Annotated in this window: 21 protein-coding genes; 13 read left to right on the top strand and 8 right to left on the bottom strand. The window is 37.4% G+C overall.

Going from position 1 to position 19,317, the window contains the following annotated elements; translation table 11 throughout:
- The first annotated feature begins 15 nt into the window (after positions 1-15).
- On the top strand, positions 16-657 hold the full coding sequence (locus L1967_RS08815) for a response regulator (protein ID WP_249601293.1): 642 nt from the start codon (positions 16-18) through the stop codon (positions 655-657).
- Here L1967_RS08815 and dnaG read toward each other — a convergent pair.
- The 4 genes from dnaG to L1967_RS08795 form a co-directional block, all read right to left on the bottom strand.
- Positions 654-2,636 (bottom strand): DNA primase, encoded by a 1,983-nt coding sequence (dnaG, locus tag L1967_RS08810; RefSeq protein ID WP_249601292.1) that lies wholly within the window; start codon positions 2,634-2,636, stop codon positions 654-656. The two genes, L1967_RS08815 and dnaG, sit on opposite strands and share 4 nt — an antisense overlap.
- A gap of 97 nt (positions 2,637-2,733) precedes the next feature.
- A complete protein-coding gene (locus tag L1967_RS08805) occupies positions 2,734-3,795 on the bottom strand; it encodes a hypothetical protein (protein ID WP_249601291.1) in 1,062 nt (353 codons plus the stop codon).
- 101 nt (positions 3,796-3,896) lie between these two features.
- On the bottom strand, positions 3,897-4,715 hold the full coding sequence (locus tag L1967_RS08800; RefSeq protein WP_249601290.1) for a hypothetical protein: 819 nt from the start codon (positions 4,713-4,715) through the stop codon (positions 3,897-3,899).
- Positions 4,702-5,262 (bottom strand): RNA polymerase sigma factor, encoded by a 561-nt coding sequence (locus L1967_RS08795; RefSeq protein ID WP_249601289.1) that lies wholly within the window; start codon positions 5,260-5,262, stop codon positions 4,702-4,704. The genes L1967_RS08800 and L1967_RS08795 overlap by 14 nt, the downstream gene beginning before the upstream one ends.
- A 140-nt stretch (positions 5,263-5,402) precedes the next feature.
- On the opposite strand from L1967_RS08795, the gene rluF reads away from it, so the two are divergent.
- From rluF to L1967_RS08750, 9 genes are all read left to right on the top strand, one after another.
- A complete protein-coding gene (gene rluF / locus L1967_RS08790; protein ID WP_249601288.1) occupies positions 5,403-6,233 on the top strand; it encodes a 23S rRNA pseudouridine(2604) synthase RluF in 831 nt (276 codons plus the stop codon).
- A 62-nt stretch (positions 6,234-6,295) separates the two neighbouring features.
- Positions 6,296-6,532 carry a DUF7218 family protein gene (locus tag L1967_RS08785; protein WP_249601287.1) on the top strand — a complete coding sequence of 79 codons (237 nt, stop codon included), beginning with the start codon at positions 6,296-6,298 and terminating at the stop codon, positions 6,530-6,532.
- Position 6,533: 1 nt separating this feature from the next.
- Entirely contained in the window at positions 6,534-6,956 is a 423-nt protein-coding gene (locus L1967_RS08780; protein WP_249601286.1) for a VOC family protein, read from the top strand.
- A gap of 36 nt (positions 6,957-6,992) precedes the next feature.
- Positions 6,993-8,012 carry an AI-2E family transporter gene (locus L1967_RS08775; protein ID WP_249601285.1) on the top strand — a complete coding sequence of 340 codons (1,020 nt, stop codon included), beginning with the start codon at positions 6,993-6,995 and terminating at the stop codon, positions 8,010-8,012.
- Between the two features lie 98 nt (positions 8,013-8,110).
- The gene (locus L1967_RS08770; RefSeq protein WP_249601284.1) at positions 8,111-8,512 is read left to right on the top strand and encodes a YkvA family protein; all 402 of its coding nucleotides are present in this window, start codon (positions 8,111-8,113) and stop codon (positions 8,510-8,512) included.
- Positions 8,513-8,807: 295 nt separating this feature from the next.
- Complete coding sequence (locus L1967_RS08765; protein ID WP_249601283.1) at positions 8,808-9,122, top strand: hypothetical protein; 315 nt, start codon at positions 8,808-8,810, stop codon at positions 9,120-9,122.
- Positions 9,106-9,774, top strand: coding sequence for a succinate dehydrogenase cytochrome b subunit (locus L1967_RS08760; RefSeq protein WP_249601282.1), 669 nt, complete (start codon positions 9,106-9,108; stop codon positions 9,772-9,774). Before L1967_RS08765 ends, L1967_RS08760 begins: the two co-directional genes overlap by 17 nt.
- 3 nt (positions 9,775-9,777) lie before the next feature.
- On the top strand, positions 9,778-11,703 hold the full coding sequence (locus tag L1967_RS08755; protein WP_249601281.1) for a fumarate reductase/succinate dehydrogenase flavoprotein subunit: 1,926 nt from the start codon (positions 9,778-9,780) through the stop codon (positions 11,701-11,703).
- A 42-nt stretch (positions 11,704-11,745) separates the two neighbouring features.
- On the top strand, positions 11,746-12,495 hold the full coding sequence (locus L1967_RS08750) for a succinate dehydrogenase/fumarate reductase iron-sulfur subunit (RefSeq protein ID WP_249601280.1): 750 nt from the start codon (positions 11,746-11,748) through the stop codon (positions 12,493-12,495).
- 136 nt (positions 12,496-12,631) lie between these two features.
- Here the strand turns inward: L1967_RS08750 and L1967_RS08745 are convergent, their stop codons facing one another.
- Positions 12,632-13,525: a bifunctional 5,10-methylenetetrahydrofolate dehydrogenase/5,10-methenyltetrahydrofolate cyclohydrolase gene (locus L1967_RS08745; RefSeq protein ID WP_249601279.1), complete on the bottom strand. Its 894-nt coding sequence runs from the start codon at positions 13,523-13,525 to the stop codon at positions 12,632-12,634.
- Between the two features lie 88 nt (positions 13,526-13,613).
- Positions 13,614-14,942 (bottom strand): signal recognition particle protein, encoded by a 1,329-nt coding sequence (ffh, locus tag L1967_RS08740; RefSeq protein WP_249601278.1) that lies wholly within the window; start codon positions 14,940-14,942, stop codon positions 13,614-13,616.
- A gap of 395 nt (positions 14,943-15,337) precedes the next feature.
- Between ffh and L1967_RS08735 the strand changes: the two genes are divergently transcribed.
- Complete coding sequence (locus tag L1967_RS08735) at positions 15,338-15,568, top strand: putative signal transducing protein (protein WP_249601277.1); 231 nt, start codon at positions 15,338-15,340, stop codon at positions 15,566-15,568.
- 239 nt (positions 15,569-15,807) lie between these two features.
- Here L1967_RS08735 and argS read toward each other — a convergent pair whose 3' ends face one another.
- A complete protein-coding gene (argS, locus tag L1967_RS08730) occupies positions 15,808-17,586 on the bottom strand; it encodes an arginine--tRNA ligase (protein WP_249601349.1) in 1,779 nt (592 codons plus the stop codon).
- Between the two features lie 259 nt (positions 17,587-17,845).
- Here argS and L1967_RS08725 point away from each other — a divergent pair, with 259 nt between their 5' ends.
- Both L1967_RS08725 and L1967_RS08720 read left to right on the top strand, forming a co-directional pair.
- On the top strand, positions 17,846-18,271 hold the full coding sequence (locus L1967_RS08725) for a hypothetical protein (protein WP_249601276.1): 426 nt from the start codon (positions 17,846-17,848) through the stop codon (positions 18,269-18,271).
- A gap of 193 nt (positions 18,272-18,464) precedes the next feature.
- Positions 18,465-19,100, top strand: coding sequence for a MarC family protein (locus L1967_RS08720; RefSeq protein ID WP_249601275.1), 636 nt, complete (start codon positions 18,465-18,467; stop codon positions 19,098-19,100).
- A 6-nt stretch (positions 19,101-19,106) separates the two neighbouring features.
- Here the strand turns inward: L1967_RS08720 and L1967_RS08715 are convergent, their stop codons facing one another.
- Positions 19,107-19,310 carry a hypothetical protein gene (locus L1967_RS08715; RefSeq protein ID WP_084841338.1) on the bottom strand — a complete coding sequence of 68 codons (204 nt, stop codon included), beginning with the start codon at positions 19,308-19,310 and terminating at the stop codon, positions 19,107-19,109.
- Positions 19,311-19,317: the final 7 nt, after the last annotated feature.

Raw genomic sequence — 19,317 nt, 5'->3', positions numbered from 1 at the left:
CATAACTATCCCTAAATGAGTACTGTTTTAATCGCCGACCAACACCCTGTAATTGCTGAAAGTATTAAATATATCCTGGAAACCAATGACTTTATAAATGTTATTGGCCAGGTTGCTACAGGAAACGAATTATTTAAATATCTTGAAAACAGAGCTCCAGATGTGCTGATGATCGAAATTGATCTTCCGCAATTAAATGGGATCCATGCCTTACGACAGATAAAACAACAATATCCGCATATTAAAATTTTGGTATTTAGCTGTCATCCTGAAGAAATGTATGCACTAAGTGCCATTAAAGCAGGAGCCGCAGGATACATTTCTAAAACAAACTCGGCTGATATTGTATATAAAGCGATAAAGCAGGTTGCACGCGGTGGGATTTATTTAAATGATGAAATTACCCAGAAATTAAATAGCGGTATTTCTAATGGACAAAGTCAGATCTCAAGATTCAAAAAGCTTTCTTCCAGGGAGACTGAAGTTTTAAATCTTCTTAGTACAGGCAAACGCAACAAGGATATTGCAGAAGCGCTAAACATTAATGAAAAAACAGTAAGCACCTATAAAGCAAGATTGCTTAAAAAATTAGAGGCTGATAGTGTGGCCGAGCTTATTACGCAATCCCGATTATTACAAATAAGCCCTGTGGTTTAACTGGTTACCCGGTTTAGCTTTTCTTCGATAGTTTTACGAAGCTGGATATAATCCATAATTTCTTCCAGTTTTTCTGAATTATCGACCTCAGCATTCAACTCGGTAATTGAACTTTGCAGTTCTTTTATTTTACTCATTAATAAATGACGCCTAAAATTCAGGATGGTTTCTGAAACCAAACGGTCTATCTGCTCATTTTTAGATTTTACGGGAATATCCTGGCGCATCCAGTCGCTTAGCTGGTATTGTTCCTCGGCCATTAAAATATCGGTCACAATAGCCGATTTTTCAGGCGGAATTTCACTAACAAACTTCTCGATAACCAGCTTTTCTTCGCGGTTGTAGTATTCGATTAAATGCTCATAAATCGCCCTAAAATCGGGGTTAGCCAATGCTACCTCATCTTCCTGTAAATCCAGATAGATTTTTCGGGCTACTTTTCGCTCTACATTAGCACTTTTTAAAACTGGCTCTCCAGATTCATCGGCTTCCAAAAACATTTCTTCAAACTCCCGTTTTTCATTTCCGTAAAGTAGTAATGCACTCACAATGCCTTTTTCCAACACATGCAATTCGTCTACACGTCGAATGGTTTGTTGCTCCTGCTGCTGTTGATTATCTCTTACAACCTGAAAGCTTTTTTGATCTTTTTTCGCTGCTCTTTTTTGATCCTGCTCTCCTTTTTTAGTGAGCTGTGCCAATGTAGAAAACAACACATCTTCTGAAATATCCATGATCCTTGAACATTCCTGTAGATATACTTCCTGCTGAATCGTATCGGGGATTTTGGCAATACTACTTACCATATCCCGAATAAGTGCTGCTTTTTTTACAGGATCGTTCTTGGCATCTTTCATTAATAAAGACGCTTTGAAACTTATAAAGTCGGTTGCATTTTCAGCCAAAAATTCCTTAAGCTGATCTTCGGAATTTTGACGGGCAAAACTATCGGGATCCTCGCCCTCGGGGAAAGAACAAACTTTTACATTCATCCCCTGCTCCAGGATCAAATCGATACCACGAAGTGAGGCTCTAATTCCTGCCGCGTCCCCATCAAAAAGTACCGTAATATTTTTAGTTAAGCGGCTTATTAACCGAATTTGCTCGCTGGTTAAAGCAGTTCCCGAAGAAGAAACTACGTTCTCTACTCCATTTTGATGAAATTGAATAACATCGGTATAGCCTTCAACTAAATAACAGTTATCTTCTTTAGCTATGGCCTGTTTGGCATACGAAATTCCGTAGAGGACCTTACTTTTATGATAAATCTCACTCTCTGGAGAGTTTAGGTATTTTGCTGCTTTTTTATCTGAAGTTAAAATTCGGCCTCCAAAACCTAACACCCTACCCGACATGGAATGAATAGGAAACATTACCCTGCCTTTAAAACGATCGAATTGTCGCTCGCCTTTTACGATAGACAAACCTGTTTTTTCAAGATAATCCAACTTATAGCCTTCGGCCAAAGCTTCTTTGGTAAAAGCATCCCAATCGTCTAAACAATAGCCAAGCTCAAATTTTTTAATGGTTTCGTTTGTAAAACCACGTTCCTTAAAATAACTAAGTCCGATCGCCTGCCCGGCATCGGTTTTATGCAGTACCTTCTGAAAATATTTATTAGCAAATTCAGAAACCAGATACATACTTTCGCGCTCATTGGCCTGCTCTTTCTGCTCGTCGGTTTGCTGTGTTTCCTCTATTTCGATCCCATATTTTTTGGCCAGATATTTTATGGCTTCGGGATAGGTAAAATGCTCGTGTTCCATTAAAAAAGCCACGACATTCCCTCCTTTTCCGCTAGAGAAATCTTTCCAGATCTGTTTTACCGGCGAGACCATAAAACTTGGTGTACGCTCATCGGTAAAGGGACTCAGCCCCTTAAAATTTGTCCCCGATTTTTTAAGCTGAACAAAATCCTGAATCACCTCCTCTACCCGGGCGGTTTCGAAAACACTGTCTATGGTACTTTTAGAAATCAAATTTGGATGATTTTTGAGGCTATTCTAATGATCAGAAAACAAAAAAGACCTTATCGATTAATCGATAAGGTCTGCAAAAATACAAATTATATAGTGACTAGTCTATATCAAATCTTAGACCTAAAGAGAAATTATTAATCTCTGTATTTGGGCTGGAAAATATTGGATTTAAATCGTATTTGGCATACAGTGCAGTACCTCCAAAACTTAAGTAACCACTTACGCCATACACAAAATCGTTGGTATTAAAGCTGCTTTTATCTTTTATCTTCTGGTGGTCACCGTCATTAAATTTTAGCTTTTGGCGCTCCCCAATATTAAATCCGGCGTAGCCTCCAAAACCAATTTTAAACTGGTCATCTGTAGAAAAAGTTCTATAACCATTAGATTCTCCTCGTGAAGAAGGCCCAATTTCAAAATGAACAGGCACTACAAGATTATCCATTCTAAATTTCGATTTATCTAAATCGTATTCAAATTCCTCTAATCTCGTAATATCGCCATCCTGAACAAAATAGCGGTTATCTGTAGGCTTTAATCCGTTTAACTGAAAAGACAATCCGTATTTGACCCTTAACCAATTCGCATTTTCAAAAACCCGGGTTGTCCAGGCCCAACCGATTTCAAAAAATCGACTTCCTGCCAGTTTAAAATCAGAGTCATTAATGGATTGCCCATCGGCCAACGCATTATTAAAACCAAAGGCAAGCACTAAGTCGTTAGTCGTTCTTTTTTGGGCTCTTTTATAATCATCAGATTCCTCTATTCCTAAACCTAACCTTCCATCGGTAAGTTTAAGTTCAAGATATTTCCCGCCATGACGATTACGCTCGTCCATATCAACCTGATTATCAATAATCACAATGCGGTTTTTGATATTTTCAGCTGCTAATTTTGCAGCCTCTTTCTTTCTCTTTTCAGCTTCTTCTTTGTCATACCAGCCACTTTCCAAGTCTTTATTAATTCTCTGAATTTCTTTTTTAAGCTTTTCTTTCTCCTCTTCAGTAGCAATTTTAATTTTTCTTTCTTTGATTTCCTGTACACGAGCAATCGAATCTGCATTATGCTCATTTTTAGTCCCTGTTGTTTCCTGAGCCTCCATACTGCCAATAGCAAAAGATGAAATTAAGAAGGCAAAATAGATGATAATTGTTTTCATGATAAGTATTAGTTTTTAGTGTCTTAGGGCAACAGCTCTAAAACCGATTGATGAATGACCCTTTTTTGGGTGATGGTATTTAAAATGTTATTTATTTTTTATTAATCGAGTGCTACGGCATTTTTAGCTTTAGAATATCCTTCTTTTAGCAGTTCGAAGATCTTATCCCTAAAGGATGTTTCGATTTCACGTTCGGCTTCTGCCAGTAAAGCTTCCGCACTGTATTGATGGCTATACTCTTTTTGATAATCCTGATCCAGATCACTTGCCGCAGCCAGCAATAAGGCATTCACCTCAGCATCAGTAACCGAATCTTCGGTGTTTGCTTCCAAAGAGCGCAGTATTTCTTCAATTTTATGCTGAATTAAATTTTCATTCTGTGCGATATAATCTTTTTCGGTTACTGTAGGATTAATAAAATCAGGGTTGATATTATCGATTTTTGGCACTAATTTTTCAGAAGTTTCGGTCTTCACTTCTTTAACATTGATTGTTGCCACGCCTATTTCATTATTAACCGGAATTATTTTTTCTGAATCTTTTTTAAGCTGATTTTGGATAATTTCAGGCTCAGTTTTTTCAGTTTCTTCTTTAACTTCTTCCGCAGCAATAGCCGAATTATTGTCTTTTTCTTCGGAAGGAACTACCGTTTTATTTTTTTGTTTACTACTTTCTTCTGATGGCATGTTTACAATTTGCGGTTCTATATTTCCATGTTCAGACTTCAGCATAAAACCACCTACTGCAAGAGCAATCACTAGCAAGGCTGCTATCCCTAACCACCATTTTTTATTCGATTTTTGTCGATTTTCGTTGTCATCTAATCGTGTGCTAAGCTTTTCCCAGCTTGCTGCTGACGGAGAAATACGACGCTCTTCCAACTGCTCCTTGATATGCTCTTCAAATTTAATTGGCGCCATAACCTGTTTCTTTTGTTGTTAATTTATCCTGTAACATTTTTCTAGCTTTAAAAAGCTGAGATTTAGAAGTCCCTTCAGTAATATTTAGCATTGTTGCAATTTCCTGATGCTTATAACCTTCTACCGCATACAGCACAAAAACCATTTTGTAACCTTCGGGCAAATCGTCGATTAACTGCTGAATATGCGCTACGCTTAATCGCTCGTCGATATTATTTGCGCTCTCTGCATAATTACTAAATTCATCTTCCTGAAATTCGAGATTCTTTTTCTTCCTAAGAAAACTTATCGCTTCCCGTACCATGATCCTGCGAACCCAACCTTCAAAACTTCCCTCAAACTTAAAATCCTTTAAATGGGTAAAGACCTTAAAAAACGCGCTTAGCATCACATCTTCGGCATCGTGCAAATCCTTAATGTACTGCCGACACACACTAAGCATTTTACCCGAGTGAATCTCATAGAGTTTTTGTTGCGCTTCGCGATTATTCTGCGCAGCACGTTTTATAAGCAGGGATTCATTTTTAAAGAGTTGAATTACTTTCACCGTTATATTTCTAAAAGACCTTCTATTTACATAGACGCAGAAAAGTTACAAAAGGTTGTCTGGGTTTTAATTTTTTTTGAAGTTTTTTAAAATTGGCAGCAATTCTTAATCTTGTATCTTTGCGAAACACTTAATTTATAATGGCTGAAGAGAATTTAACCCGAATTAATAAATTTTTAAGTGAAGCTGGATATTGCTCCAGAAGAGCTGCCGATAAACTTATCGACCAGGGGCGTGTAACCATAAATGGCGTTGTTCCTGAAATGGGAACAAAGATCGCTCCCGGAGATCAGGTTCGGGTAGATGGCCAGTTAATTGCTACGGAAGAAAAAGAAAAGCCTAATGTTTATATCGCTTTTAATAAACCAATAGGCATTGTTTGCACTACCGATACAAAACGGGAGAGAAACAATATTATCGATTATATTAATTACCCTGAACGTATTTTCCCCATTGGCCGCTTAGATAAACCTAGCGAAGGCTTAATTTTTTTAACCAGCGATGGTGATATCGTGAATAAAATTTTGCGTGCTCGCAACAATCACGAGAAAGAATATATTGTAAAAGTGAACAAAACCCTTCAGCCAGATTTTGTTGAAAAAATGAGTAACGGGATCCCTATTTTGGATACGGTGACCCGAAAATGTTTTGTTGAGCAAACGGGAGAAAAAGAATTCAGGATTATTTTAACGCAGGGTCTTAACCGCCAAATTAGACGAATGTGCGAATATTTAGGCTACGAAGTAACCAAGCTTAAGCGCATTAGGATCATGAATGTTCCGCTGGATATTCCCGTTGGAAAATGGCGCCATATCACTAAAGCCGAACTTAAAGAGATTGACCGTTTAGTAAATACTTCTTCTAAAACAGAGGAAGCTTCAAAGCTTGCCGAAGAAAAGAAAATCACCAAACCAAAAGGGATTAAACCTAAAAATCCAAATAAGCACAAAAGGCCCCGTAAAAAATCTTAACAGAGAATTAGCGAAAATACTGATTTGAATCACGTTTATCTTCCTATTTTTAATAGAAAAATATGGCGAAACGCATTAAGAATCAGGAGCAGTACGAAGCCTTAAGAGAACAAGGCTACAGCAAAGAAAAATCGGCCAGAATCGCGAATACTGAAAATTCTGGTGAAAAAGGTGGCGCCGCTGAAAAATATGAAGACCGCACCAAAGAAGAGTTATACCAACAAGCCAAAAAAGTAGGTATACAAGGACGCTCTAAAATGACCAAAGACGAACTTATAAAAGCATTAAGAAATAACTAATATGAAAGTACAGCCTTTTCACCTGGCCATCCCGGTTTACGATTTAAAATCATGTAGAAAATTTTATGGGGAAACTTTAGGCTGTGGTGAAGGCCGCAGCAGTGATCACTGGGTAGATTTTAACTTTTTTGGCCATCAGCTTGTTATACATTACAAACCTAAGGAAGAAATTGCCGGCGAGCACAGCAACCCGGTAGATGGTAAAGAGGTACCGGTACCCCATTTTGGTGTCGTATTAGAATGGAACGTATTTCAGGAATTCGCTAAATTATTAGCCTCGAAAAATATCGATTTTATTATCGAACCTTATATTAGGTTTGAGGGTAAAGTTGGGGAACAGGCCACGATGTTTTTTAAAGATCCCTGCGGAAATGCGCTTGAGTTTAAATCTTTTAAAAATATGGATCAACTTTTTGCCAGCTAAGCTTATAGAACTAACAACTACTAATCTAATCTATATATGAATAAATTAAGACCAGCCTTGGTACGGCAGATTTTTGTCTTATTGCTTATTCTTTTTTTAGGAATTTTAATTTTCCGCGAACTTGTTCCTTACTTAACCGGCATATTAGGAGCTATCACCTTATACGTGCTAATGGCCGGTTGGATGGAAAAATTACTTAAGAAAGGCTGGAAGCCATCTGTTGCAGCCGGTTTGCTTATGTTTGGTTCCTTTATAGGGATCCTTATTCCTGTGAGCGGAATTATTATCATGCTTACTTCAAAAATAGGCAAGGCCGTGAATAATTCTGAAATGGTGGTCTCGGCATTAAAACAACAGTTACGACATATAGAAGAATACGTAGGTTACGATATCACTGGTGCGATAGATACTACAGCGATATCCAGTTGGGTCTCAGAAAAGCTCCAAAATTTAGCAGGAGGAACTTTTAATGTTTTTGTTGCCATAGGTTTAATGTACTTTATGCTCTACTTTATGCTGATAAACCGGGAGCAAATGAAGAAAGCACTTATTGATTACATTCCCCTTGGAAAAGCAAATTTAAGCACAATAGCTAAAGAGAGTAATTTACTGGTAAAGTCTAATGCGCTTGGGATTCCTTTAGTTGCATTAGTGCAAGGCCTAATTGCACTTATCGGATATCTTATTTTAGGGGTTCCAGATCCATTTTTTTGGTTTGGTATCACGGCAATAGGCTCTATGATCCCTTTTATTGGTACAGCTATAGGTATTGCCCCAACCACCATACTTTTATTCGCTGATGGGCAAAACTGGCAAGGTGTTGCCCTTCTTATCTATGGCATTGTGGTAGTAGGATCTACAGACAATTTAATTAGGATAATGGTTTTAGATCGGTTAGCTAAAGTACATACACTAATAACCCTAGTTGGAGTGATTGTAGGTGTACAGATATTTGGTTTTATAGGCTTAATATTTGGCCCTTTACTGGTTTCGTTATTTTTACTTATTCTGAAGATTTATAAGAAAGAATATGGTAACGAAAATGATCGCTTATAAACCTGAAATAAGCCTCTAATTTACCACAATAATATTTTGAATCAATACCCCAATTACCCGCTATAGAAAATTAAAACTAACCTATAAAAACTAAAAATATGTTCAGCAAAAAGAAAAAAGAAGTTAACGAAGAGTACTTTAAAGAAGGAGTGGTAAGTGTTGACGAAGGAGACGTAGAACTTGCTGCTGAATCGCAGGAAGAAGTGGCCGATAAGATTATCAATTCTGGTATGCTTAAAAAATATACTGAAATTGGCAAGCTTATGTATGCCATGCTTAACGATTACAGAAAAGGAATTTATAAAGATGTGCCTTGGTTTACCATTGCTGCAATTGCCTTTTCGTTTTTATATATTTTAAATCCTTTAGATGTTGTTCCAGATTTTATCCCGGGATTAGGATATATCGATGATTTTGCAATTATAACTTTTGCCATCAGGTTTATAGAATCTGATATTCATAAATATCTGGATTATAAACTTGATGAAACAAAAGATTAAAAATTACCTTATAAAATAGCACCTAAGCCAAATATGTTTACGCATATTTGGCTTTTTTTATTCCTCTTTTACGTCCCTTCTCTAAATCTTAGAGATCATCATTACGGAAATTGAAATCAGCCATTTTAACCTTAAATTTTAAGTCCTATTCCACTTATATTTTTTCTTCGTTTTAAAATCTAAAATTTCCATTTACAAATATTTGAAATATTTAGATTCCATTCAATAGTCTGACAATTATCATAAAAATTGCCCCTATTAATACCGAATTTTAGGCCTCTAAATTCGGCATTTTATGTGGTTTTTATCTTTAAAAACGGTAATTCCCGGAGTATTCCTATTCCTGAGCTTGCTCACCGGCATCTATTTATATTTTAGACCAAAAAACAGGCTTTTCCCATTTACCCATCATGCCATTTTATTCTTCCGATTTCTTTTAAAACGTGCGCTTACCATTTTTAAAGATCATTCATTTTTAACACCAGTATCAGTTTTAAAATTACGCAGAAAAACATCCAATATTGATTTCATACAACCACCAAATACTTTAGTAATCAACTACACAGCATTCAGCTTTACCAAAAACAAACACAATGATGATCTATTTTAAAAATGCCCTAACTCGCAAGAACCTTATGGCATTAACCGGCCTGTTTCTTTCTTTTTTTCTAATCATTCATCTATTAGGGAACCTGCAATTATTGCTGCCAGAAAAGGAGGCACAGTTACAGTATAATTTATACAGCCATTTCCTGTCTGGAAATATCGTTATCAAACTTGTTTCCTACGTACTTTACGCTTGTATTCTATTACACACCTTAGATGCCATTTATCTTGGCATTAAATCAAAAAAAGCTAACGGTCCAAAACTTTCAAGAGATCGAAGATCCAGAGCAAGCACCTGGCAATCCCGAAATATGATGTTTCTGGGCATTATTATTTTTCTCTTTCTGGTAATTCATTTTAAAGATTTCTGGTATCATTATAAATTTGGGGAGCTCCCTCACGATGAAAATGGCAATAAAGATCTTTACACGCTTGTCGTAAATGCTTTTGACAGTATTTGGTATGTTATTCTTTATTCTGTTTCATTTTTAGCACTAGGATTTCATTTACTTCACGGGGTTGCCAGCGCCCATAGAAGTTTGGGAGTTTACCATCCTTTTTACTCAAAACTAATACGAATACTTGGATACCTGTTTTCAATACTTATCACCCTGGGATATCTCATCATTCCGATAATCATTTACATAAAACACTAAATTATGAACACCCCTTTTTTAGACACCAAAATACCTGAAGGCCCACTTGAAAAAAAATGGAGCAATTATAAACGGAATGCAAAACTGGTAAGCCCCAACAACCGTAAAAAACTGGAAATTATCGTAGTGGGTACGGGATTATCTGGAGCTTCAGCAGCGGCATCCCTGGCCGAAATGGGATACCAGGTAAAAAGCTTTTGCTTTCAGGATACCCCACGAAGAGCCCATTCTGTAGCTGCTCAGGGTGGCGTTAACGCGGCAAAAAATTATAAGAATGACGGGGACAGTGTTTATCGCATGTTTTATGATACGCTGAAAGGAGGTGATTTTAGATCTCGGGAAGCCAATACCTATCGATTAGCGGAATGCTCTGCCAGTTTAATCGACCAGGCCATTGCACAGGGCGTGCCCTTTGCCCGTGAATATGGCGGCTACTTAAGAAACAGATCGTTTGGTGGTGTACAAGTCTCACGTACGTTTTATGCCCGTGGCCAAACAGGACAACAATTACTTTTGGGCGCCTATCAAAGCCTAATGCGCCAGGTAAAAGCTGAAAAAGTAAAACTTTATGCCAGGCACGAAATGCTGGATCTGGTTTTAATAGACAATAAAGCCAAAGGGATTATTGCCAGAAATTTAGACACCGGCGAAATAGAACGCCACGGCGCACATGCCGTCGTACTGGCTACCGGAGGTTTTGGCAAAATTTATTACCTCTCTACTTTGGCGATGGGTTGTAATGCTTCTGCCATTTGGCGCGCACATAAAAAAGGAGCTTTTATGGCTAATCCCAGCTGGACGCAAATTCACCCAACTTCGTTACCGCAAAGTGGACCGTATCAATCTAAACTGACTTTGATGTCTGAATCTCTTCGGAATGACGGACGTATTTGGGTACCTAAAGACAAAAACGAAACCCGTAAACCCAATGACATTCCAGAAGAAGAACGTGATTATTATTTAGAACGTAAGTACCCTTCTTTTGGAAATCTTGCCCCGCGGGATATTGCATCCCGAGCCGCTAAAGAACAGATAGATGCAGGTAAAGGAGTAGGTGCACTTAAAAATGCGGTATATCTGGATTTTTCTCGTGCTTTAAAAGAATATGGCAAAGATATTATTAAAGAGCGCTATGGAAACCTCTTTGATATGTACCGAAAAATTACCGGAATAAATGCTTATGATGAACCCATGAAAATTTCTCCTGCTGCACACTTTTCGATGGGTGGTCTATGGGTAGACTATGAATTAATGACCAGCATAAATGGGCTTTTTGCTATTGGGGAAGCTAATTTTTCAGATCACGGGGCGAATCGTCTTGGGGCGAATTCACTTTTACAGGCTTGTGTAGATGGCTATTTTATTTTGCCTTATACACTCGCCAATTATCTTGCTGGCGAAATCAAAGTTCCAAAAACAAATATTCAGGATAAGGAATTTGATATTGCTGAAGAAAATTGCAAAAAACAACTGGAAAGTTTTCTAACAACGAAAGGAGAAAAAACTGCTGAAGAATTTCATAAAGAACTGGGAAAAGAACTTTATGATAAATGCGGACTTTCACGTTCTAAGCAAGGCCTGGAACAAGCGATTGAAAACATTCAAAAATTAAGAAAAGAATTTAAAACCAATTTAATGGTGCCCGGTGATGCTGCTGAAGTGAACAGCGAACTGGAAAAAGCAGGAAGGGTTGCCGATTATATGGAAGTGGCAGAACTAATGTGTATTGATGCATTGCAACGCGAAGAATCCTGTGGTGCTCACTTTAGGCAAGAATATCAAACCGAAGATGGAGAAGCCAAACGAGATGATGAGCACTTTTCGTATTCGGCTGCGTGGGAATGGACCGCAAATCCATCGGAACCCAAATTAAATAAAGAACCCTTAATTTTTGAATTCGTAAAACCTACAATTAGAAGTTATAAGTAATAAAACTCAATTATTGTAGCTAACCACTAAAAATCTATTCAGATGAAAATATATTTAAAAATATGGCGACAAAAAGATAACCACAGCAAAGGCTGTTTTAAAGATTATACGGTTGACGATGTAAATAAAGACATGTCTTTTCTGGAAATGCTGGATACGCTAAACCTTAAATTGGTAAAACAGGGAGAAAGACCTGTAGAATTTGACCATGACTGCCGAGAAGGAATTTGCGGGCAGTGTGGCGTAATGATTAACGGAATTGCTCATGGCCCACTAAAAAACACCACTACCTGCCAATTGCACATGCGGTCTTTTAAAGATGGTGATACTATTTATGTAGAACCTTTTAAAGCAGCTGCTTTTCCGATAGTCAGGGACCTAAAGATAAACCGATCTGCCCTGGACCGCATTATAACTTCAGGAGGATTTGTGGCTGTAGATACCGGGCAGGCACCAGAAGCCAACAGCATCCCAATAACCTACCAGGAAGCCGAATCTGCTTTCGATTCAGCTGCTTGTATAGGTTGTGGTGCCTGTGTAGCCAGCTGTAAAAACTCAAGCGCTGCCTTGTTTACCGGAGCAAAAATCACCCATCTCGAACTTTTACCGCAGGGTCAAAAAGAAACGCATGTAAGGGTTACTGAAATGGTAGAGCAAATGGAAAAAGAAGGGTTTGGCCATTGCAGTAATACGGAAGCCTGCCAGGTGGAGTGCCCTGAAAATATTTCAGTATTGAATATCGCCAGAATGAATTATGAATATAATAAATCGAAATTATTAGTCAAAAAATAAAGCTTCAACTACAATTCGATTTTCAATATTCTGGAAGTCTTTTTAATTTAACCTGAAGTTGATTTACATAAATTTCAGAAAACAAAAAACCTCACATTTAGAAGATGTGAGGTTTTATTTTTATAAATATAAAATCTTACTTTTTCGCTTTTCTTTGTCTGTGGCGTTCCCTTGCCAATAATGTATTTTTTAACAGCATAGAAACGGTCATTGGCCCTACTCCACCTGGAACCGGAGTAATAAAGGAAGCTCGTTTACTTACATTTTCAAAATCTACATCACCTTTAATAATATAGCCTTTTTCAGCATTATCATCTGGTACACGAGTGATCCCAACATCAATAATTACAGCATCATCTTTAATCATCTCTCCTTTCAAGAAATCTGGAATTCCTACGGCAATGATAATAATATCTGCCTGAGAAGTGATTTGCGTGATGTTCTTAGTAAATTCGTGCGTAAGTGTTACAGTTGAATTCCCCGGGAAACCACTTCTTCCCATCAAAATACTCATTGGGCGACCTACGATATAACTTCTACCAATTACCACGGTATGCTTTCCTTTAGTAGGAATATCGTAACGCTCTAAAAGTTCTAAAATCCCAAAAGGTGTTGCCGGGATAAAAGTCGTCATATCTAACGCCATTTTCCCAAAGTTTGTTGGATGGAAACCATCTACATCTTTATCTGGATCTACTGCATTTAACACCTTTTGTGTGTCTATTTGTGGAGGTAATGGCAACTGAACGATAAAGCCATCGATATCATCATTTTGGTTTAGCTCTTCGATCTTATCTAAAAGTTCGATTTCACTAATGGTAGATGACATTCTGAAAAGCGAAGACTCAAAACCAACTCTTTCGCAGGCTTTCACCTTGCTATTTACGTAGGTTTTACTTGCTCCATCATTTCCAACAATAATAGCAGCAAGGTGTGGTACTTTTTCACCACGCTGCTTCATTTTTTCAACTTCAGCAGCGATTTCGTTCTTGATATCGTTACTTACTTTTTTACCGTCTAAAATTGTCATTATTATATTATAAGCCCCTCCCGACCTCCCCGAAGGGTAGGAGGTTTAAGTTACATATTAAAACTCCCCTTTGGGGTTGGGGGAACAATTAACGCATTCCTTTCATCATATTCATCATCTGGCGGCCACCGCCTCCCTGCATCATCTTCATCATTTTACCCATCTGGTTAAATTGCTTCAGTAATTGATTCACTTCCTGTACAGTAGTTCCTGAACCCTTTGCAATTCTCTTCTTTCTACTAGAGTTAATGATCTTTGGCGTACTTCTTTCATCTGGTGTCATGGAGTGAATAATCGCTTCGATCCCTTTAAAAGCATCATCATCGATATCCACATCTTTCAGCATCTTACCCGCTCCGGGGATCATTCCAAGAAGATCTTTCATCGATCCCATTTTCTTGATCTGCTGAAGTTGCTTTAAGAAATCATCAAAACCAAAAGCATTTTTAGCGATTTTCTTCTGAAGTTTTCTCGCTTCTTCCTCGTCATATTGCTCCTGCGCGCGCTCTACAAGAGACACAACGTCTCCCATCCCTAAAATCCTATCGGCCATACGAGAAGGATAGAACACATCGATAGCGTCCATTTTCTCACCAGTACCAATAAATTTAATAGGCTTATTTACTACAGATTTAATTGAAATTGCCGCACCACCACGGGTATCACCGTCTAATTTGGTAAGGATTACCCCATCAAAATCTAAGCGATCGTTAAAAGCTTTAGCGGTATTAACAGCATCCTGACCTGTCATCGAATCGACCACGAACAAGGTTTCGTGAGGTTCGATAGCAGTGTGAATGTTTGAAATTTCGGTCATCATCGCTTCATCTACAGCAAGACGACCCGCGGTATCGATAATCACCACATTGTGCCCGTTTTCTTTAGCATGCGCAATCGCAGCTTTAGAGATCGCCACAGGATCCTGATTACCTTCATCACTAAAAACCTCAACACCAAGCTGCTCTCCTACCACATGCAACTGATTGATCGCTGCAGGACGGTACACATCACAGGCTACTAAAAGCGGCTTCTTAGTTTTCTTATTTTTAAGATAATTAGCTAGCTTACCAGAAAAAGTAGTTTTACCACTACCCTGTAAACCTGACATTAAAATTATCGAAGGATTTCCGCTAAGATTCACGCCGGCAGCCTCGCCACCCATAAGGTCGGTAAGCTCATCTTTTACCAGCTTCACCATTAACTGCCCGGGTTTTAAAGCCGTTAAAACGTCCTGTCCTAAAGCTTTTTCCTTTACAGTATTGGTAAATTCTTTCGCAATTTTATAGTTAACATCGGCATCAACAAGGGCGCGACGCACCTCTTTAAGGGTTTCTGCAACGTTAACCTCGGTTATTTGTCCATGTCCTTTTAAGACATGTAAGGCACTATCTAACTTATCACTTAAATTATCAAACATATGCTTTCCTGTAGTTTAAGATTTCCGCTATTGTGATAACGGGTTTGCAAATTTAATGATTTGGTAGTGAAGTGAAAAGTTTTTTATCCTCACTAATCGCTTAAGAATGGATTTTATGCTTAAGTTTTAAAAATTATAAAAAAGCAGGGCTGAAATTGTGTAATTTCAGCCCTGCTTTTTTAACTGGACATCAAGTGGAGTCGCTTTTTATTTTGGGATTTCCCGATCGCGACGTCTGGTAGCCTTTAACCTCGATAATCGAATAAATTTATTCTGAAATCATTCGAGTATTGATCTTTTTCAGTAACTTGTCTATTAGCAATCTAAGTCTATTTTAAAGAAATATTTTTAAAATCTGAATATTGAAGGAACTAACTAGAAAAATCAATTGAAATATGCATGATTATACCAAAATATTAACAAGCACTTCCATTATAATAAATAGAATTGCTTCCCTCTTAACCGAGAAGAATATTTCTATACGCGTAAGAGATAATGTTGAATCTGGCCGGTTAGCGGGATTTGGCGTTCCGCAAAATGACGTAGAATTATTTGTATTAAAATCTGAATATCAAAAAGCTCAAGAAGTGATAGCTGACTCTGATATCGTATTAAATAAAGAATGATTAAAATTTAATTCAAGTTTGTCCTTCTTTTATTCCTATAATTTTAACAAAAATATCCTACTATCAATAACAAGTAAACTACCTCGGGGCAAGCCCACGAGGCATTCGATAGAGACAAAATTATAATTTTGAGGCGAGCCTCTGGGTATTAAACCCTTTGGCGGTACCAATAAAAAACAGCGGACGAATCTTTGGGATTCGTCCGCGTTTATAAGTGATTAACTGTTATAAATTTAAGTCTACATTCTATCGGGTACCTGGATGCCTAGTAATCCAAACGAACTTTTAATGATATTGGCAACCACTTTAGAAAGTTGTGTTCTTAATTGTCTTTCTAAATCTTTTTCTGCTCCTAAAATCGATACGTTTTGATAGAACGAATTGAACTCTTTTACCAAATCGTAGGTATAGTTGGCAATTAGCGCCGGACTATGATTTTCGGCAGCTAACTGAATCGTTTCCGGATATAGCTGAATTTGCTTTATCAACTCTTTTTCTTTATCCTGAAGTTCATACTCGGTTACCAGTTGAGATTGATATTCAAAATCGGCTTTTCTTAAGATCGACTGAATCCTTGCATGCGTATACTGAATAAATGGTCCTGTATTCCCCTGAAAATCCACAGATTCTTCAGGATTAAATAAGATTCGTTTTTTGGGATCTACTTTTAAGATATAATATTTAAGCGCCCCAAGCCCAATCATTCGGTATAGCTCTTCTTTTTCTTCTTCGCTTAAACCGTCTAATTTTCCTAATTCTTCAGAGATTGTTCTGGCGGTTTCTGTCATTTCTGCGATCAGATCATCGGCATCTACTACAGTCCCTTCCCTACTTTTCATTTTTCCGCTAGGAAGATCTACCATTCCGTAGCTTAAATGATATAAATATTCTGCCCAGGCAAAACCTAACTTTTTCAGAATTAAGAATAAAACTTTAAAATGATAATCCTGCTCATTACCAACGGTATACACCATTCCGTTTATCGCAAAATCCTCTACTCGCTGAATTGCAGTACCAATATCCTGCGTCATATACACCGCAGTACCATCGCTACGTAATACGATCTTTTCATCCAAGCCTTCGTCGGTAAGATCGATCCAAACGCTGCCGTCTTCTTTTCTATAAAAAACACCGTTTTCCAGACCTTTGTTTACCACATCTTTTCCTAAAAGATAGGTATCACTTTCGTAATAATTTTTATCGAAATCTACGCCAAGTGCTTTATAGGTCTCTTCAAAACCATCATAAACCCACTGGTTCATGGTTTTCCAGAGTTTTACCACTTCTACATCACCAGCTTCCCACTTTCGAAGCATCTCTTTAGCTTCTAGTAAAATCGGCGCTTCAGCTTTTGCTTGTTTTTCAGATTTTCCTTCAGCAATTAATTGTTCGATTTCCGCTTTATATTCCTGATCGAATTTTACATAATAATTCCCAACCAGTTTATCCCCTTTTAATCCGGTAGATGCTGGTGTTTCTCCATTTCCAAAACGTTGCCACGCAAGCATCGATTTACAGATATGGATACCACGGTCATTAATAATCTGTGTTTTATAGACTTTATTCCCGGCAGCTTCTAAAATTTCAGCCACCGAAAATCCTAATAAATTATTTCGAATATGCCCAAGATGAAGTGGTTTATTGGTGTTTGGCGAAGAATATTCTACCATAATTTTTCTGGGATCTTCAACCTCTTTTACAAAACCATAATCAGGATCGTCTTTAATCTCATTGAAAAAATCCAGGTAATAAGCATCGTCCAGCACGATATTCAAAAATCCTTTTACAACATTAAAACGACTAACGATGGTTACGTATTCCTGAAGGTAATTCCCTATATCCTCACCAAGCTTTACAGGATTAGTTTTTACCTGCCTTAACATTGGGAAACAAACCACGGTAACATCCCCTTCAAAATCTTTTCTTGTTGGCTGAAATTCTACCGTTTCTAAAGTTACATCGTAAATATTTTGCACTGCCTCTTTTACGTAGCCAGTAAGCATTTCCTGAATATTCATCATTTCTAGTTTTTCACTCACGCAGTGAGATTAAATTTTTTAAATCCTGTAAACTGCAATATAATTTAAATCGATATGATCGAAATTCATCAATTACTATAAAGCATTCTAAGGATAACCAAAGTAGTTTATAAAAACGCTGCAAAGATAACAGAAATTGCACTTTAAGCTAAGGCTTGTATGGTAAATCCTTATATTTCAACCCAAGGCCAAAGTTTACCCCTTAACTCCTAGAAGTTTCTTATCTTAAAAGAAAAAAATGCTCCTGAATATTTCTTACAATAATCCCGATATTAAAGAAAAGATTGACCGTGAAGTTGGAAAAACACTTACGCTGTCAGATCGTTTTAAACTGAAAGGCAGTGGCTCACCAAGACTAATAATCACTTCAGTAAGTATCGATATTCACAACCTGCTTATTTTAGATAATAACCGAAATACCTGTAATATCGAAATTAGACCTGGCGGAATTATCGTTCGGTTTCGGTCTATTTTAGAGACTTACGCATTGGTGATTCCATTTTGGAAACTAAAGATCTATAAAGGGAAAGCAAAGGAATACTCGATTTACCGGGATCATTATTTTATTAAAGTGGAAGCCAAAGACGAAAATGTACATAAATTTTTTAAAAAGCTAATCGCTTATAAAGACGATAATGCCCCCACCCGGATTGATGATCTTTAGATGGTAATATTCGTATTTTGGATTTTTTGAATATTAGTAAACTAGATCATTGGTAATTGTTTATTGTTTATTGATTATTGTCAATTGAAACTCACTTAACATTGCCTGCTTAAATATCGATTTTTGATAATCTAAGGCTAATTTTTATTTAATTTCCAGTGCCTGCACTTAGCGCATATTTGCCGAAAAAATTATGGATCTGTTTATCTATGTTTTCGCGGCATTATTCTCGGTGATCAATCCGCTTGGCACCATCCCAATCTTTGTAGGTTTAACTACAGAGGATACCGCAAAAGAACGCTCTAAAACTTCGCTTTTAACGTCTGTCAATATTTTTGTAATTCTTACGATATGCTTTTTTACAGGTCGGTATATTTTACAATTCTTCGGAATAAGTATTGAATCATTGCGCATTGCCGGTGGTTTAATTATCGTAACATCTGGTTTTGCATTACTAACCGGTTCTTTTTCGAAACATAAAGGAATGAACGAACGGGTAAAAGACGATGCACAACAGCGAGAAGGAATATCCTTAACTCCGCTTGCGATCCCTATGCTGGCAGGGCCGGGATCGATCTCCCTTTTAATAGGAATGTACGAGGATTATAGTCTAACTTCAGAAAAATTAATCACGATTTTGGCGATTTTTGCCGTGTGTCTTTCTACCTTTTTAATGCTGAAGAGTGCGCATTATATTGCAAGGTTTTTAGGAGCTTCCGGGATAAACGCCATTTCGCGAATTATCGGATTTATTGTTATTGCTATAGGTATAGAATATATAAGCTCTTCGGTAATGACGGTTTTGGGCATTACCTTCAGTCATCAGTAATGCTGTTTAGCGTTTTCCAAAAGCAAGCCCGGCAATAAGCGCTAACAATCCAAATCCCATCATGGCATACGATTGGGTGTTGTCTCCTTGTGCTTCAACTGTAATAGGGCCGGCTTCTAAAGAAACTTCCGGAGAAATTAACGTATACAAACCATATCCTACTAATCCTATCCCTATGACTAAAAGTGAGATTTTCAGCACGTTATTCATTTTATAA

Source organism: Zunongwangia pacifica, assembly GCF_023499215.1.
In the GTDB taxonomy this organism is placed as follows: domain Bacteria; phylum Bacteroidota; class Bacteroidia; order Flavobacteriales; family Flavobacteriaceae; genus Zunongwangia; species Zunongwangia pacifica.
Note: the sequence above shows the minus strand (reverse complement) of the source record. Positions and strands in the feature narration are given on the sequence as shown.